The 15,679-nt window shown below is 46.5% G+C and carries 18 protein-coding genes and 1 riboswitch; of the genes, 2 read left to right on the forward strand and 16 right to left on the reverse strand.

Annotated elements, in window-relative coordinates:
• Positions 1-2,024: 2,024 nt before the first annotated feature.
• Entirely contained in the window at positions 2,025-2,186 is a 162-nt protein-coding gene (locus ACFQ88_RS13790) for a hypothetical protein (protein ID WP_379454494.1), read from the reverse strand.
• 1,157 nt (positions 2,187-3,343) lie between these two features.
• Between ACFQ88_RS13790 and ACFQ88_RS13795 the strand changes: the two genes are divergently transcribed.
• A complete protein-coding gene (locus ACFQ88_RS13795; protein ID WP_239626756.1) occupies positions 3,344-4,069 on the forward strand; it encodes a DUF421 domain-containing protein in 726 nt (241 codons plus the stop codon).
• A gap of 259 nt (positions 4,070-4,328) precedes the next feature.
• Here the strand turns inward: ACFQ88_RS13795 and ACFQ88_RS13800 are convergent, their stop codons facing one another.
• The 5 genes from ACFQ88_RS13800 to ACFQ88_RS13820 all read right to left on the reverse strand — a co-directional run bounded on the left by ACFQ88_RS13800 (position 4,329) and on the right by ACFQ88_RS13820 (position 7,885).
• Positions 4,329-5,102 carry a copper amine oxidase N-terminal domain-containing protein gene (locus ACFQ88_RS13800; RefSeq protein ID WP_379454495.1) on the reverse strand — a complete coding sequence of 258 codons (774 nt, stop codon included), beginning with the start codon at positions 5,100-5,102 and terminating at the stop codon, positions 4,329-4,331.
• Positions 5,103-5,433: 331 nt separating this feature from the next.
• On the reverse strand, positions 5,434-5,517 hold the full coding sequence (locus ACFQ88_RS13805) for a putative holin-like toxin (RefSeq protein ID WP_379454902.1): 84 nt from the start codon (positions 5,515-5,517) through the stop codon (positions 5,434-5,436).
• 147 nt (positions 5,518-5,664) lie between these two features.
• Positions 5,665-6,036: a NucA/NucB deoxyribonuclease domain-containing protein gene (locus ACFQ88_RS13810; RefSeq protein WP_379454903.1), complete on the reverse strand. Its 372-nt coding sequence runs from the start codon at positions 6,034-6,036 to the stop codon at positions 5,665-5,667.
• Positions 6,037-6,204: 168 nt separating this feature from the next.
• A complete protein-coding gene (locus ACFQ88_RS13815; protein WP_379454496.1) occupies positions 6,205-7,065 on the reverse strand; it encodes a class I SAM-dependent methyltransferase in 861 nt (286 codons plus the stop codon).
• A complete protein-coding gene (locus ACFQ88_RS13820; protein WP_239635483.1) occupies positions 7,049-7,885 on the reverse strand; it encodes an XrtA system polysaccharide deacetylase in 837 nt (278 codons plus the stop codon). The genes ACFQ88_RS13815 and ACFQ88_RS13820 overlap by 17 nt, the downstream gene beginning before the upstream one ends.
• Positions 7,886-8,135: 250 nt before the next feature.
• A riboswitch (cyclic di-GMP riboswitch) is annotated at positions 8,136-8,219 on the forward strand.
• 58 nt (positions 8,220-8,277) lie between these two features.
• Here ACFQ88_RS13820 and ACFQ88_RS13825 point away from each other — a divergent pair.
• Positions 8,278-8,424: a hypothetical protein gene (locus tag ACFQ88_RS13825; protein WP_379454497.1), complete on the forward strand. Its 147-nt coding sequence runs from the start codon at positions 8,278-8,280 to the stop codon at positions 8,422-8,424.
• 127 nt (positions 8,425-8,551) lie between these two features.
• Here ACFQ88_RS13825 and ACFQ88_RS13830 read toward each other — a convergent pair whose 3' ends face one another.
• The 10 genes from ACFQ88_RS13830 to ACFQ88_RS13875 all read right to left on the reverse strand — a co-directional run bounded on the left by ACFQ88_RS13830 (position 8,552) and on the right by ACFQ88_RS13875 (position 15,603).
• Entirely contained in the window at positions 8,552-8,710 is a 159-nt protein-coding gene (locus ACFQ88_RS13830; protein ID WP_239626763.1) for a hypothetical protein, read from the reverse strand.
• Between the two features lie 189 nt (positions 8,711-8,899).
• Positions 8,900-9,124 carry a helix-turn-helix domain-containing protein gene (locus tag ACFQ88_RS13835; protein WP_239626766.1) on the reverse strand — a complete coding sequence of 75 codons (225 nt, stop codon included), beginning with the start codon at positions 9,122-9,124 and terminating at the stop codon, positions 8,900-8,902.
• 89 nt (positions 9,125-9,213) lie between these two features.
• A complete protein-coding gene (locus tag ACFQ88_RS13840; protein ID WP_239626768.1) occupies positions 9,214-9,510 on the reverse strand; it encodes a hypothetical protein in 297 nt (98 codons plus the stop codon).
• Positions 9,511-9,680: 170 nt separating this feature from the next.
• Positions 9,681-10,985 carry a 6-phospho-beta-glucosidase gene (locus ACFQ88_RS13845; RefSeq protein ID WP_379454498.1) on the reverse strand — a complete coding sequence of 435 codons (1,305 nt, stop codon included), beginning with the start codon at positions 10,983-10,985 and terminating at the stop codon, positions 9,681-9,683.
• Entirely contained in the window at positions 10,978-11,964 is a 987-nt protein-coding gene (locus ACFQ88_RS13850) for an N-acetylglucosamine kinase (protein WP_379454499.1), read from the reverse strand. The genes ACFQ88_RS13845 and ACFQ88_RS13850 overlap by 8 nt, the downstream gene beginning before the upstream one ends.
• Before the next feature lie 18 nt (positions 11,965-11,982).
• On the reverse strand, positions 11,983-12,996 hold the full coding sequence (locus tag ACFQ88_RS13855) for a LacI family DNA-binding transcriptional regulator (RefSeq protein ID WP_379454500.1): 1,014 nt from the start codon (positions 12,994-12,996) through the stop codon (positions 11,983-11,985).
• Positions 12,997-13,297: 301 nt separating this feature from the next.
• Entirely contained in the window at positions 13,298-13,501 is a 204-nt protein-coding gene (locus ACFQ88_RS13860; protein ID WP_239626778.1) for a hypothetical protein, read from the reverse strand.
• Positions 13,502-13,601: 100 nt separating this feature from the next.
• Positions 13,602-13,814 (reverse strand): hypothetical protein, encoded by a 213-nt coding sequence (locus ACFQ88_RS13865; RefSeq protein ID WP_239626780.1) that lies wholly within the window; start codon positions 13,812-13,814, stop codon positions 13,602-13,604.
• Positions 13,815-13,963: 149 nt separating this feature from the next.
• Positions 13,964-15,130, reverse strand: coding sequence for an acyltransferase (locus ACFQ88_RS13870; RefSeq protein ID WP_379454501.1), 1,167 nt, complete (start codon positions 15,128-15,130; stop codon positions 13,964-13,966).
• 80 nt (positions 15,131-15,210) lie between these two features.
• Complete coding sequence (locus ACFQ88_RS13875) at positions 15,211-15,603, reverse strand: VOC family protein (protein ID WP_239626785.1); 393 nt, start codon at positions 15,601-15,603, stop codon at positions 15,211-15,213.
• Positions 15,604-15,679 lie beyond the last annotated feature (76 nt).

A 15,679-nucleotide genomic window follows, 5' to 3' on the forward strand; every position in this document is an offset into this window, starting at 1 on the left:
TTTACTAATTTAACCTTCTTAGGTGCGGCGATATTTACAGCTGGCTCTTTCACAGTTGGGAGCAGATACCCCGGCAGTTGGGGGAGATCATTAAAGCTGCAAGGCCTCACTACTTCCTATATGGCAGTAGCAAGGCGACCTATCGGCAACTCCAAGAAGAAATATCTCCTTTCACCGTGGAGGATGGCATTTCAACAAAACGTTATCATGCAATATGTGCACTGCGGGCTGGAGGAGACCGAGTAACCCCGTTTATTGCCCGGATGAACAAGCCTTGAGTAAACAAAAACCTCATCCCTAAATAAATGGATGAGGTTTTAAATGGTTATTGTGATAACTATCTTGCAACGTATACGATCAACCAGCAAGTGAATGTAGCCTGTCAAGCGGTTAACAGCTTGTCCGGACTGGCAAGCTCGACTTGTGTTCCAGTTGTGGCTCAGCCTATCAGCTTGGCCGTCAGAATGTTCTGGTTAGCTTTTTTGTATAGTAACCCCCCCAGTTCGACTGGGCGTTTCTACAATAAGGCACCTCAAGCTCTGAAGAGCTCAAGGTGCCAATAACAACTGGTTCTATTAGGTTGACGGAGACGGGAAACGTGCCCCTTCAAAATGGGTGTTCGAACTACCTGAGAAGATTGATCCGCCATTTAAAATAAAAATTGTAACAGTTACATCATCTGCAGGAGTCAATTGTACGACTGTACTAAGCGCTATAGAAAATAGACCGTTTGCTGGAATCAGTTCGGACTTGGTCGAAGTCTGAATTGCAGAGCTGCTGACTACTATAGTTAGGTTAACATTGTCCCCCGCGGTTCCCGTTCCAGCTACAGTAGTAGAGATATTGTATACACCATTAACATTAGGGCTAAAAGTAGATGTTACATTATCATATTCTCCCGGGGTCGCTAAATCGAATATTTCCGAAGTAAAATTTACTGTAACAGTAGCGCCTACACCAACAGTTTGACCACTGCCACTGAATGCCCTGAACCCAGACTCCGGTTCAGCTGGCCCTTGAGGCCCTGGGGCACCTGTCAGTCCTGTCAGTCCTGTGAGTCCAGTTGGTCCAGTCGGTCCAGTCGGTCCCGTAGCACCAGTAGCGCCGGTCAACCCCGTAGCTCCAGTAAGCCCCGTAGCTCCAGTAAGTCCCGTAGCTCCAGTAAGTCCCGTAGCGCCAGTAAGTCCCGTAGCGCCAGTAAGTCCCGTAGCGCCAGTAAGCCCCGTAGCGCCAGGCGGTCCAGGGGGTCCGGTTGGCCCCGGAGGTCCAGGAGGCCCTATCATATCTGCCAATTAAATCACCCCTTTATATTAACTAATTTAAGATATGTTCAAGAATTCTTATTGTCGCGGTACTTGTCTAATTAGTAGCACATTGTTTGAAACCATCGATTTGTCGTATTAATAAAGACGAACACACGAAATGCTGAATGCGTTAAACCTCCTTAAGATCAATTAAAGAGAGGGATTTTGCGGCGAAAGATGGGAATATTGTGGTTCTATAAAAATTTCTTTTCCAAAAAGCGTTAAGCTGCGAGAGTCCGATCCCCCATTCATTCGGGAGGGCAAGACGACAGAGGGTGTTTTTTATGCTTTATCCGTCTTCGTACCTTCAAGTTCAGTGCTATTCAAGCAATCTAGTAAGACAAGTACCGTGACCCTTTGAATCCTTGGACATATTCTAAACTAGTTCATATAAGGGGTGATGACTTTGGTTGATATGATAGGACCTCCTGGACCTCCTGGCGTTACTGGACTCACTGGAGCTACCGGTCTAACAGGAGCAACTGGGCTGACTGGAGCTACCGGCGCTACCGGGTTAACAGGAGCCACTGGACTGACCGGTGCTACCGGACCGACCGGACCTGCTAGATCATTGATGTTCTCAGGTGTGAGATAAGACCGTATGATGCACGATCTTTCCCGGTGCTGGACATCGCTCACAGAGTCCATGCTTCATCACAAAATAAGCGTCACGGCATTGCTGCCACGCCTTCGAGTTATAGAATCGCCTTGCCCACACTTTCATGACTCGATCTCCTCGGTGCTCTTGTCTTCCGTCTCATCCTGCAGCTCCCGGTATTTCTGCTTCACCCAATCCGGAATGTGCTTGTCGATCTGTTCCTGAAACAGCAGGTACAAGCTCAGCGGCAGATAACGGTCACTAAAGAAATATAGCGGATTCATGTAATACTGGATCGTCTCGCTATCCTCGATCTGGATACGGACCTTAGCAATCAGCCCGAGCTTAACATTGAGCAGATGAGCGAGATTATCGGACTCTAACGGATTTGTTGCTTCGTTGCCCCGGCAGGTTGGTCATGCACTAGGCTACATTTAGGGAGAAGAGGAGTAAACGAATATATGACAAAGACACCCTCGTTATGAGAGTGTCTTTTTAAGCTGCAGGAGGGGCGAATACCGTCGCACGCGGCCAATTTAGAAAATAAAAGAAGCCTCTTCTTTTAAGAGTGCTTCTTGAGAGTATGGCATATTATTGGCTCGCATTTCCTTCGCTATACACGCTGCATCTAAATAATCGTCATAACGACCAATCGTAGTCCGATTCATACTTACTCGCCACTTGTTATTCCGCTTATCCCACCCTACACCAATAACGTTGCTGTATATATTGTCACTCCTACATCTTACCACGGCTGCTGGGGAATGTGGGGCGAAACAATTCTCGTTTTGGGTTATGTTTGGGTCGAAATGGGATAGTATTGGGGTTTACTTTTTAAAGGTCGTTATATTGCAGCTCTCATATATATGGAAATCCTTATCGTCAGAAAACTTCAGATTCGGCGCTTGTTTTCATTCTTAAACAATCTTGATTTTGGTGCCCGTGTTGGTGCCCAAATTAAAAAGAAAGGCGAATTTTAGAAGGTAAATGGAGTGAAAGCTAGTATATAGAGTTCCAGTAAATAAGCGGCTTTAAGTGACTTGTGGTTAATGTTAGTGATACGGTCCTGAATCTTGACAGGTAGGGGTCGCTGGTTCGAACCCAGCACAGGTCATACATGAAGAAGTCCTTGATGAATCAAGGGCTTTTTTCTTGTTTTCGGAGTTTAGATTTGGTAGTTTCCCCTCGTCACAATGATTTGGTGCCCGATGGTATGCGCGATTATTTCGCTCTTCGAGTCAGTGCCTTTCCTGGTTCTGCCTCAAAAAATGCTCTTCTTCCGAAATGATCTGTTTTTCCCCCAAATCGCTCAGTAGAGTCTCTTCATAGATCCTAGATGCAGCACATTGCCTATTTCCAGAATATTTCCAATGCTATTTATCTCGAAACCCTTCCTTCCGTTTCCCTTACATTAATAAAAAAAATATTCCGGTGGCATAATATGACACAAAATGGAGGTGACGCCATGACGTGTCTTGAAATTATACTTCGCGCGGTTATATCCTTTATTGGATTATTAATCTGGGCGCGGATCCTAGGGAAGAAGCTAATTTCTCATATGACCTTTTTTGATTTTGTTGCCGGCGTGACTTATGGATCCATTGGTGGCAATCTCATTTTCAATAAAAGCATTTCTCTGCTCGTCGGGGCAGTAGGTTTAACGATATTTTCTGTGCTGGTGCTTCTTTCCGATTACATTTCTCTCAAGAGCTTTCTGGGAAGAAAAATATTAGACAGTGAACCGCAGCTTATTATTGCCAGCGGCCAGATTTTATTAGATAACATGAAAAAAGCGCGTTTAACCATCAATGATCTTCAGATGCTTTTAAGGAAAAAGGATGTTTTTTATATTGATGAAATAGAGTTCGCATTTCTGGAAACGGATGGAAGCTTATCTGTCTTGAAAAAGACTAAATACAGATCTGTCCTACGTGAAGATGTCAACATCCAAAGCATGTCTCGCGGCATTCCTCATGCTTGTATTATCGACAGCAATATCATCGAGGAAAATTTGAATAAAATCCGCAAGAACCGGCAATGGCTCGAAAATCTATTGAAACAAAAAAACATACAACTAGAGAACGTTTTATTAGCCCAAATCGATCAACGGGATCATGTGTCTTTTTTATTCAAGAAAGAGCACAAAGCAGCACCATCTCATAAATAATTACCCTGGTAATGAAGTTGAATAATTTAAGGGGCTCTATGAAACTGGTTTTCATCATAGATTCCTATATTGTCATAAGAGAAAGGTATCAACATCTTTTCACATGCGTATAATGAAAAAAAAGAACGCCGATGCTGGTAACATCTGCGTTCTTATCACAGCAGCCGCTTATGCGGCGGTTGGCTCCAAGAATAGGTTAGAGACCGGAAATAGACCGTAGCCTGCCCAGGGCGGTCTATTTCTTTTTGTTCATATCACGTTACTTTATAGGAGTAATATGAATCGTCCGAGTTTCATCCACCCATTGAACTTTGGTATCAAATGCTTCGGCAATAAACCTTACGGGAATCATAGTAACTCCGTTAATAAGTAGTGGTTCTGTCTCTAAATTACCAGCTATATTGTTTACATATGTTGTTTTGTTTCCTATCTGCATCACAACAATTTTTCCGTCTTTTTCCAATACAATGATCTTTCCGTTGTCATCCCAAATTACAGCCGTCCCGAACAACTCAACGATAACTCTAAGTGGAACTACCGTAGTGCTGTTATTAACAATGACAGGCTCTTGATCAAATACTACAGTGTTCTCTCCATAATACACTTTCACGTTAGCAGAGGCATACTCCACTTGCTGCTCAATGGGTTTAAAATTTCTCAACTTCTCCAATGTTAGCTGATATTCTGATGTGTTCAATTGCTCATTTAATTTGCTTTCCTCTAATTTCTGCTCTTCCATTTGTTGTTCAACTTTTTTCCGCGCATTCTCTTCCAGCTCGCGTTTTTTCTCTTCTAAGTAACGAAGCCGCTCCTCTCGATTCTTTGCCTCCTCTTCCAAAACTCGTTCTCTTTCTTCTAACTCTGTTAATTGGTCTTCAATCTCTTTCGCTCTTTGTTCTAGCCTTTCCTTGATTTGCGCTTTCAACTGATCCGTGGAGTCATCAGCGGCTAGTACCGCATTAGAACTTAATAGACTTAATAAAATGAAGCTTACTGACATTAGATACCTGTACTTTTTGAACAACCAACCCATTCCTTTCGACACCTATTTGAATTTGAAATTATTATTATTATCGGCAACTGATGTATTGAAAATAAGATGGTTTTACTTATTATCGTACTAAATAGAATCTGAACATTTTCTATGAAACTGGTTTTCATCATAGATTCCTATATTGTCAATACGTAATACCTCATGTATCATTAAGAGAAAGGTATCAACATCTTTTCACATGCGTATAATGAAAAAAAAGAACGCCGATGCTGGTAACATCTGCGTTCTTATCACAGCAGCCGCTTATGCGGCGGTTGGCTCCAAGAATAGGTTAGAGACCGGAAATAGACCGTAGCCTGCCCAGGGCGGTCTATTTCTTTTTATGGAAAGAAAGTATTAACACAATCAAAGTCGCGAATGAAATCATTAGCGTCATTGCCTGAAATACTTCCAACGGATCCTCACCTCCCTTCCGAGAGGTCAGCCTGCCGTCCGTAAAGCCACATACTGTGATTGGATTATTATACCATAGAGAAGTTGCCGGTTGAATAACTCGCTACCCTAATTAGCCAATTATTTGACATAAATCGTCCTCCGGTTCTTACTTAACGACAATTTTCACCTTGGTCCCATCCGGATACTTCTCCAGCTGGTTGCTTATCCACGAGCCGGCGCCACGGTTATCGGAAGGAGATATGTAGGCAATATCCGCCCCGGCTCCGCCTTCAGCACACATCGCCATCGGAAACTCGTCACGATCCAGATTCGGCTTCGACGGCGTCCCTTTCAGCGACTCCTTCCGGTTGTCTTCGGCGCCTTTGCGGTCTATGGTACAAATCGCAGATTTCCCTCGCTGAAGCGCATTCCGGATATGCTGTGCCGTTTCCGGATAACGATCGGTTGGAAACGTCAACGTTACTGCAGCCGCTGAATCTTCATCTGGGGGTAATAGCCCATCCTGGTTCAAATACATCGTTACAGATAAAATGATAAAAATAACAATCGATAACAAGCTGGAAATCTTTTTCATTATGTAGGTGTACTCCTGATGAATAGTAATTTCAAATTAATAAGTATAGTAAAACATGATACGCTATTTTCAAGCCGGTTACTAGACTCCGAAGCCCTAGTCAAATGCAGCCTAGCCTTCTCCCCGTTCGGCTATAGCGGCATAATATACAGGCAGTATCCCTAATCTCATCCACTTGCCGCTAGTCACCATTCTAATATTGCGAAAGCCGGACGTCACTAGTGCACGCCTCAAAAAGCGCTGCGTAATAAAATGTGCTCCGAAACGCTGTCCCCTACGTTGCTCTTGATTATAGCGAGCGCTATGCACAACCATGGATTTCCATAAGCTGCCGGAGAGTAAGCCTCTTCGAGAAATGACGTAATCATACAAATAACCTGAACCGTGGACTAAGAGAAATACAGCGCCATTCGGACGAAGCACGCGAGCGGCCTCCTTCAACGCTCTCTTTTCGTTCAAATAATGCAATGAGACTCTGCACACGACCAAGTCTACACTAGCGCCCTCCAGACCGGTTTGATGCGCATCCGCAATCTCGGTTACCACTCGGGTACCTCTGTAGTCATCTATCTCAGCGATAAGAGATCTCAGAAGATGAATTTGGTCAGCATTGTTGTCAAATCCGTAGATGATTTGTGGCTGAAGCGGCAGCAGCGCATGAATCGTTGCGCCAGCTCCGCAGCATAGATCTAGTATCACTCGACGGTTGCGGGCAGCTTGCAGCAGCAGCTGGTCGAATTCATCGGGAGTGCAAAGCTGCCTATAATATTCGTAGCAGGTATAACCGAACGGACGATCGAGCAGCTTCAAGCTTGCTGTAATAATGCCGTGCGAAATCAGCAGCTTCTTAACCTCCGGCTCCATTTCCAACATGGATGCAAGTCCGCCGTCAATCCCGTTCTCCCTCATAAAAATACCGGCAACGGCTTGCAGCAGCCGCGGAGTCCGAACGATCCTAATTTTGAAATCCACGTTGAGAATTCCCTTCAAACAAGTGGGAGTAATTGTGCTGAATCGATGTGCATGAAAAATCAGCAAGCAATCGGTCGAGATTATCGGCTGATTGCTTTAATCCGTAATATTTGCGGAACCTGCTCGGCAATGTGGCACTATACATTTGCGGCTGATCTTCGTCCAAGTCATAGGGATGGATATAGAATACAAAGGAATCTCGTTGTTCTAGTATTTTCTGGACGCCCCATTGATAGACAGGATATGGATAAATGCGAAAATAACCGCCTCCGCCCCACGGGATATTCAACCGGCCTACCCGATATACAGGCAGCGGTATTTCCCATAAGCCGTCTGCTATTGTAAAAGGGGAATGAACCGAAGGGGATAAATTAAATCGGGAATATACCGTATGTAACGTGTTAGGAACCATGCTCGAATCATAGATGAAGCCTTCCTCGGCCAATATATCGAACGCCCAGCTTGTAATTGAGAAGCAAGGTGCCCTATAGCCGTAAACTTGCGAGCCTTTCAGCTGCTCCAGCATCGCTTTCGATTTCCTGACGTCTTCGCGGAACTGCTTCGCGGTTTGGCGGTACACGAGACGGTGCGAGTATCCGTGAGAAGCTATCTCGTGGCCTCTGCGATGAATTTCCTTAACCAAATCGGGTCTTTTCTCAGCGATCCAGCCCAGAATAAAAAACGTGCCGTACGAGTCATGCTCGCTAAGCAAATCAAGAATTCGATGAATCGGCTCCTCGATTCTTATCGGGTACCCTTCCCACTCGGAGAGAGGTACATCCGGACTGCAGAACCAATCCTCGACATCAACCGTAAACATCACCTTCAACGCTCAGCACCCCCTAAGGTATGTACCCAAGAACAAAGGATGTCATAAAACGTTTTCAATTCTTATTTGTACAAGGCCGAAGTCCACCCTTACACAGCACATTAACATATAACAATTATACCATAAAATAACATTTATCGACATAAAAAAATCTTATCCATCCAGCGGTTGCCCTATTGGAAAGAAGAATTTCTCATTATGTGTGATACGAAACAGAAATCGATAACAGTATTTGTTATTATTGGTACTGGTAAGCAATGAGATCGAATCTGTATGTGGGCACTTGGATTCGATGGAGCTAGTAGTGCAACCGGACCACTTTCCATATCGGGAGGTGGTTTTTATTTTTTATAGCTAATCCAACTATTTCAGGAGGTACACAAATGAAGCGGACGGTACAATGCGAGCAAATTATTCTTCAGTTGAGTATCGCACCAGAACTATTTGAGCTTTGGAAGCGCAACAACCTCTCCATGCAGCCATCTGCGGACAAGAAACCCATCGATCAGCCTACGCCAAAGAAAGGTTAGTCATAAATAGGCATAACAAAACAAGGACTGCCGATGGTATCCACCCAACTTCCGCATTGAATAAATATGGCTTAAACCACGCCCTTCATCGAAGCCAACAAGCCATGATAATATAAAAGCCAAGCCGTTACCACCCCTGCGGCTTGGTCTTAGGCTTCTTACGGTTCAGCAAGAGCCGTTTCATTACATTCTGTTCCCGTTTCTTGGTCATAATCGATTTAATTTCTTCCATGAGCCGTTGCGATCTGACGGATAGTTTATCTTCTGACTTCATCATCTTGTGCATATATATGTTCTCCCCAGTTAATCCGCCTTTTGAAGAAGTGTTTTAACGGAAAGATACAGGATTGTACATAACAGTATAAGACCAATACCATTCCAAATAATCATCATAAAAACACTCCTCCTTTATCTATAATTCCATTATATCAGATTTTGGAATTTTTTGTCGAATTTTATAGTATTTTAAGACTATTTACTTTTCGGATGTATAGCCTGCAAGCACTAGAAGTTCGTTAATATCGTCATAACGCAAGGCGTTCGCAATAGAAACGATAGTGTCTTTGGATGGCTGAAACCGGCCGTTCTCAATAGAATTGATGATGGAATAGCTCACTCCCGCCTTCTCTCCAAGCTTACGCAAAGACAGATCCTTCTCCTGCCGCAATTGTTTCAGTTTTACGCTAAACGGATTGTTCATTGGCATAGTTCTCCCTATGAGTTTGATCCATTTACTATAGCGTATTCCGGCCCTAAAATAAATCCCGGAGCAAAGGCGCAGCTCCCGTTCTATGCCGTCTGAAGCGTCTTAGCTTCCAATGAGGAACGAATCATTCTTATTCTTTGTTTCACATAAAAATCGTAAGCAGCTCCCTTCAAGTCGCTGAGAGGGACGTGCAGCTCCGTATAATTGTCGATAATCAGCAACGATCCGTTGTCGAAAAATTTAAAGGTTAAATCCGCCCAATAAGTATCGGCCGTGTCTAATATTTTCTCGATTTGACTCTCCGATAGATGGTCGCTGTTGTTCACCATCATCGCCCGGAAGTAGTCACGTTCAATAAATCTGACTTTTGTCGAATTCATATAGCATACACCCCTCTCCATTAATAGGAACACTTGTTCTATTTCTATTATACCAAACATTTGTTCGTAGTCAATATTTAACAGTCTATTAATCTCCAAAACTTTGTGATGTGGAGAAAAAAAGACCGTCCCCCTATTCAAAGGGAACGGTCTTCCATGTACGTATGAGTTCAGGCTTCAAAAAAACGGGGAACGAACGCCTTGTTTTTATCCAGCATTTCATCCAGCATTGGAGCCGCTACATTGACGGAGGGAACAAGCGGATGATGCGCCAACGCCTGTAGAGCCAGCCCCCGGTCGCCTGTAACCGCTGCGTCGATAGCCAGCCGTTCGTACGACTTCACAGCATGTATCAAGCCTTTGACAGCCTCAGGTATGACGGAAACCGGCAGCGGAATCGGTCCCTGCTTCGTTACAACGCAATTAACTTCAATGCAGGCTTCGGCAGGCAGGAAATCAAGAATACCCTGGTTGCGGACATTAACTGTCTGGATGTCCCTTGTATCGTTATACAGCGATTTCATCAGCCGGACCGCGGCCTCGGAGTAGTATGCGCCCCCGCGCTTTTCAAGCTGTGAAGGCTTAGCGGATAGCTCGGGATCTTTATACAATTCGAACAACTCGTCCTCCAGCCGCTTGACCACCTCTGCTCTTGTTCCTTCCTGAGCAGAGGCGGACTGCTGGTTATTCAGCATTTCCTTTTGCAGATAAAAATATTTCAAGTAATAGGACGGAATCGCTCCGAGCGAACGAATAAACCCGGGATGCCATTCTAGCTGCGGCACATTGCTTGCCGTGTACGCTTCCCCGCTTCCCAGCAGCTCCTCCAATCTGGATTGGCCGTCAACGATAATACGAGTGACCCAATGAAGATGGTTAAGGCCAACGAATTCCGCATACATTTTCTCAACCGGCACATCATACAGCTTCTGCAGCCATTTGTAGACGGAAATCGGGGAGTTGCACAGGCCGATCGTCTTAATGTTCGTATATTTAAGAATCGCCTCCGTGACCATCCCTGCAGGATTGGTGAAATTGAGCATCCATGCATCGGGACACAGCTCTTCCATATCCTTACATATATCCAGCAAGGCCGGGATCGTGCGGAGTGCCTTCATCATGCCGCCGGGGCCTGTCGTCTCCTGACCGATGACCCCGTATTGGAGCGGAATCGTTTCGTCCCAGATCCGGGCTTGCAGCAAGCCGACACGGATTTGCGTCGTTACGAAGTCCGCCCCTGCAAGCGCCTCGCGCCTGTCGGTCGTCAAATGGACGGCCATCGGCAGCTTCGCCTTTTCAACCATTCTTCTAGCCAACTGGCCGACAATAGTGAGCTTCTCCTCACCCGCGGGAATATCGACCAGACACAACTCCGTGACAGGGAATTCATTGTAGTTCATAATAAGACCTTCAATTAACTCCGGCGTGTAAGAAGACCCTCCGCCAATAACGACAACCTTCAGATGTTCACTCATCTGCAGCAACCCCTTCCAGGCTGGATAATTCGGCTAATTTCTTGCTCATTTGCTCCGTTACCTGTAATCCGTCCTTCTCCATCGCCAGCAGCACAGCGCCTACGACAGGCTCGACCGTTAGCACCGCCAAGGAACAATTCGGAGCCGCTTTTCTAGCTTCCTCCAAAATGTACGGATGCACATAACGCCCGTCTCCCCGAGTCAGCACGCTCCCCGCCAAAACAAGATCGAACACGGTGTCGTGAAGGCCAAGCCTGTTCACCACCGCACGTGCGGCTATTCCAAGCTCGGCACCTTGCCGGCGCAGCAGCTCCAAGGATACAAGATCGCCTTGTGCAGCCGTTTCGAATAAAGTCCTCACAACATCGAGCGGAGGCCGTTGATTGGAATCCAAGTAAGAATGGAACATACGTTCGACCGAAGGGTAACCGAGTGCCCCGGGAACCGCTTCCGTCAATAATGTCGGATCCCCCCGGCCTTCCCAGCCGCGCACGGCTGCACGAAATGCCTCGAGCGCCAGCCAGCTTCCTCCGCCGTAATCGCCGTAATGATAGCCGAAGCCGCCGCACTGCCACATGTCGCCGCCTGGACTGATTCCAGCACAGTTGGTCCCTGTCCCGCAAATACTGACGACGCCATACGGCTTATTCGTGCCCGCCCGCAGAGCGATAATCGTATCGCATACGATTTCTGTTCTAGGGAAGCCGAGCTGCGCAATCATCGGTCTCAAAACAAGGAAGTCGGCTTCCCGATCCGCGCCAGCCATCCCGAACCAGGCAAAAGCAATATCCTCCCGCTTCAAGCCGGCCTTTCGCATAGCTTGCATCACGGCATGCTCGATATTTCGCTGAGCAGCGGACGCATCGATTTGATGGTTGCCGTTACCGCCTTTGCCCGCTGCTATCAATCTCCCGGTTTCATCCGTTATAACGGCGTACGTCTTGCTCCCTCCGGCGTCTACGCCCAAATAATATGCCATCCTATCAGCCTCACTTTATTATCGTTTGTTATAAGATGACGTGGACTCCCTCACAATCAATTCAGGCTTCAGCATGACGGAAGACTGCCGTTTGACGGTACCTTGGATCATCTGCAGCAGCAATCGAACCGCATGCTCGCCAATCTGCTCCATCGGCTGCCGGATTGTAGTAAGCCGCGGGTGGATATACTGCGAGAAGGTTTGATCGTCAAATCCGACGATAGACACTTCATCGGGAACGCGATAGCCTTCATCCTGAAACGCCTGCGTTACCCCAAGCGCCAGGCCGTCTTCCCCCGCGAAAACCGCAGTAGGCACCTTATCCGAACGGATCCATGCTTTGGCCGCATCAAAGCCGCTGCGGATATTGAACTCCGTGTTGGTTACGGCAACCGGAGTCAACCCGGCATCCCTCATCGCACTCTCGAACCCTCTTCTACGCTCCCTGGCGCTGAGATACCGCTCCGAGCCGCCGACGTACGATATTCGGGTATGACCGAGATCAAGCAGATGCTTGGTCGCTTCATATCCTCCGGCATAATTGTCTACATTGACCGTCAAAGCGTTTAATGGATCGACCTGATTGTCCACGACGACATAAGGAATTCGTTTTCTTTTCAGCTCCAGCAAATACGGGTTTTCGTCCAGCGGCGATATGACAATCACTCCATCCACCCGATCCTCCTGAAATAAAAAGCTGCTGTTCGCATCAGACTCAGCGGCCTGAACTTGAGAAAAAACGGACAAGGCAAGAACATAGCCATTCTCCTCCAGGTGGCGATTGACGGATTGTACGATATTGTCATAGAACGTATCGTTTAATCCCGGCAGCGTCAATCCAATCAAGCGTGTCGCTCCGCGGGCAAGGCTGCGAGCAGCGGGATTCGGCCGGTAATCCAGCTCCTTTATCGCTTGCAGCACCTTTTGGCGGTTGCTCTCCCGAACCGTTGGAGAATTGTTCAATACCTTGGAAACCGTAGCTAACGATAAACCGGATTTGGCTACGACGTCGAGAATACTAATTTTTTTCATCTGCAGGCACTCCCTGATCTCAAATCATTGTATTCGTAGTATACCATGTAACACCTGCAGATGAACCCGGGAAGGGATTAGCCCCATAAACGTTCTAATAAATAAAACGTTTATACTTTTGAGAATAACTAACTATCGATAATAATTTTTTAAATTACAATATTATTTCCAAATCAACCGTGATTCGAAATTATAAACGTTTATAATTTATAACTGTATTGTATCCAGCCGTCCGGAAAGTGTCAATAGCAGGAATAGAAAAAAGGCCCGAAGCTGCCCGCGGACCTTTTTACCCCAGTGTTTACACGTAAGCTTTGCCTTTAGTCAGGATGCACGGCACTCCTTTGCCTACGGCACCTGGCTGGGACATCTTTTCCAAGTAGCGCAAACCTCGTTCGCATTTTCGGCATCGAGCGCACACATCGGATGTAACCATCTTCATATTGTACCGGTTTTTATCCACGTTGGACGGCTGCGTTTTTTTCTTGACCTTTTTGCCACTCATAGTGCTCACCTCAACTCGTAGGTTGCTGTATACTATGTTGACAGAGGCCTGATTGTAACCGAATCAGGAGTGCCCAGTCCCCTCTTTCGAATGAATATTTTTATGCTTGGACTGTGGACAGATGGACAGGAAAAACAGCCAGCACCCGGCTCACATCAAAAACTCTAGGCGCAAGTCGTTCATAGCAGTATGCGCTCAGCTTTGGCCCGTCTACCGAGCGGATACGAATCCGGCGTTTGGTGATCCGGTGGTTCCGGTCCATATACATCAAATAAACTTCACGACCTACATAGCGAAGCAGCTCTTTCTGCATGACTATCACCTCGAAGTTATCCGTTGTCTCAAATTCATTATACACCGAACACACGTTCTTTATTCAAGTGGAAATGTTTGAGAACTAGCCTTGATTGGAGTACAAAAAAAGCCGCACCCCGAAGGAATGCGACTTCTTATACGAATGTTTTACATAGCTTTGCTTGGCTGCACTGCCGGCTTGCGCTGTTTTGCGGTGCCCACGAGGAATCGGCCGATGCTCCATTTATCCAGCAGCCACGCTGTCGCCACGGAAAAAGCGGAACAAAGCACGAACGCGACCACCGTTTTGACCGTCACGTTCCAGCCCGGGAGCAGCATGTCTGTGATCCATGTCCCGAAGGTAAGCATCAGCGCATGGGCCAAATACGCTCCATAGGAATGCTTGCCCAGGAAGCTGAACAGCCTCTGTGACTTTAAGCTCTCCTTCTCGCCAAGAGCAATTGCGGCAATACTCATGGCCAGCACAGACAGCATCAAAAAGACCGCCATGAATGGCTGCACCAGCAGCGTGTCGTTGTATTGAATGACCAGCTGTCCTTTCTGCTGAAAGCTCCCCAATATGTTGTACAGCAAAATGCCGGAGAACACGAGATACAAGCTGATCCAGAGCCATTTGGTCTTCAATACCTTCTGCTTCCAGGCCTGCAGATTCATTCCCGCCGCTGCGCCCATAAGGAAATAAATAAAGAAATAAAGTGCGTTCCGGTCTGCATACTCTGTAAATAACGGCGTAAGCACCGGGATATATATTTTCTCAAACAAACTGCCTATCGTTCCTACTTCTCTGGTAAGAAGAAGGTAACCGGCGCATAATAAGAGAAAAGCGCACCGGAGAGCCCACGGCTTCCACCGCTGCCATAGTTGCTGCAATCCCCCTTGGATGAGCGGGAACAACAAATAGAGCTGAATGCTCATAACGACATACCACAAATGATAAGAGGCTTTGCCCGTAAACAAATCCATCACGACTTGCTTGGACTCGATCCAGAAGCCCGAGCTCAAATCTCCGAAAACAAGTGCATAGATGACGGACCAAATAGCATATGGCAGAATGATATCTTTACATCGTTTAAGCAAGAAGGAGCCGCACGATACTTTGCTTGTGTAATTGTAGAACAAGACGAGTCCCGTAATGAAAATAAACATCGGAACTGCGAACTTCGCCGCGATCAAGAGAATAGCAAGCAAGGCCCCGTCCTCCATCCGGGCTTCCGGTAAGTACGCGTAGTGACCAATAGCATGCTGAAGGACGACCGCCAAAAAAGCGAAGCCTCGCAAATATTGGATTTCTTCGATTCTTGCTTGTTTAGCCAAGGTCTTTCACTCCTCGTCAGTTGCTAGCGCGGTTTGTGAAAAACCAGCTTTCCTAGTATAACATTGTATCGCTGCACGGACTACCCTCGGGTCGACTGGAAAAATTCGATCCATTCCCCATCCGGGCCATGGAAGAAGAAGTAACGGGAACCGTTGGGCAGCTTGACGATCTCCTGATCGATCAGCTTCACTTCCAGCGTTTGGATTCTCGCAAACTCATCTTCGACATCGTCTACGGTAAAAGCGACATGATGCACCTTGCCTTCCAGAGGAAGACTGTCATTGTACCCTTCAATCAGCTCCAGCTCCGTTTCGCCCGTCTGGTCGAACCCCATAAAGGCCAATCGGATAACGCCGTTAGTGTGTGTCAGAGTGCCTTTTAAGCTTAACCCTACCACATCACGGTAAAACGCGATGGAACGCTCCATATCGGCCACCATGATCCCGACGTGCTCGATTTTTCTCCTTGCCATATCATTGCTCCTCCCTTAGTCCCGGCATTGAAAGAAAAATGCCAATTGCTATGTATAATCTGCTTCATAGTAACGG

Origin of the sequence: Paenibacillus sp. NPDC056579, assembly GCF_042793215.1 — a bacterium.
In the GTDB taxonomy this organism is placed as follows: Bacteria; Bacillota; Bacilli; order Paenibacillales; family NBRC-103111; genus Paenibacillus_S.

Coding starts and splice junctions, on each gene's coding strand:
- ACFQ88_RS13790 (WP_379454494.1), bottom strand. CDS start 2,186: ATGAATCCGCTATATTTCTTTAGTGACCGTTATCTGCCGCTGAGCTTG.
- ACFQ88_RS13795 (WP_239626756.1), top strand. CDS start 3,344: ATGACACAAAATGGAGGTGACGCCATGACGTGTCTTGAAATTATACTT.
- ACFQ88_RS13800 (WP_379454495.1), bottom strand. CDS start 5,102: ATGGGTTGGTTGTTCAAAAAGTACAGGTATCTAATGTCAGTAAGCTTC.
- ACFQ88_RS13810 (WP_379454903.1), bottom strand. CDS start 6,036: ATGTATTTGAACCAGGATGGGCTATTACCCCCAGATGAAGATTCAGCG.
- ACFQ88_RS13820 (WP_239635483.1), bottom strand. CDS start 7,885: ATGTTTACGGTTGATGTCGAGGATTGGTTCTGCAGTCCGGATGTACCT.
- ACFQ88_RS13825 (WP_379454497.1), top strand. CDS start 8,278: ATGAAGCGGACGGTACAATGCGAGCAAATTATTCTTCAGTTGAGTATC.
- ACFQ88_RS13830 (WP_239626763.1), bottom strand. CDS start 8,710: ATGCACAAGATGATGAAGTCAGAAGATAAACTATCCGTCAGATCGCAA.
- ACFQ88_RS13835 (WP_239626766.1), bottom strand. CDS start 9,124: ATGAACAATCCGTTTAGCGTAAAACTGAAACAATTGCGGCAGGAGAAG.
- ACFQ88_RS13840 (WP_239626768.1), bottom strand. CDS start 9,510: ATGAATTCGACAAAAGTCAGATTTATTGAACGTGACTACTTCCGGGCG.
- ACFQ88_RS13845 (WP_379454498.1), bottom strand. CDS start 10,985: ATGAGTGAACATCTGAAGGTTGTCGTTATTGGCGGAGGGTCTTCTTAC.
- ACFQ88_RS13850 (WP_379454499.1), bottom strand. CDS start 11,964: ATGGCATATTATTTGGGCGTAGACGCCGGAGGGAGCAAGACGTACGCC.
- ACFQ88_RS13855 (WP_379454500.1), bottom strand. CDS start 12,996: ATGAAAAAAATTAGTATTCTCGACGTCGTAGCCAAATCCGGTTTATCG.
- ACFQ88_RS13860 (WP_239626778.1), bottom strand. CDS start 13,501: ATGAGTGGCAAAAAGGTCAAGAAAAAAACGCAGCCGTCCAACGTGGAT.
- ACFQ88_RS13865 (WP_239626780.1), bottom strand. CDS start 13,814: ATGCAGAAAGAGCTGCTTCGCTATGTAGGTCGTGAAGTTTATTTGATG.
- ACFQ88_RS13875 (WP_239626785.1), bottom strand. CDS start 15,603: ATGGCAAGGAGAAAAATCGAGCACGTCGGGATCATGGTGGCCGATATG.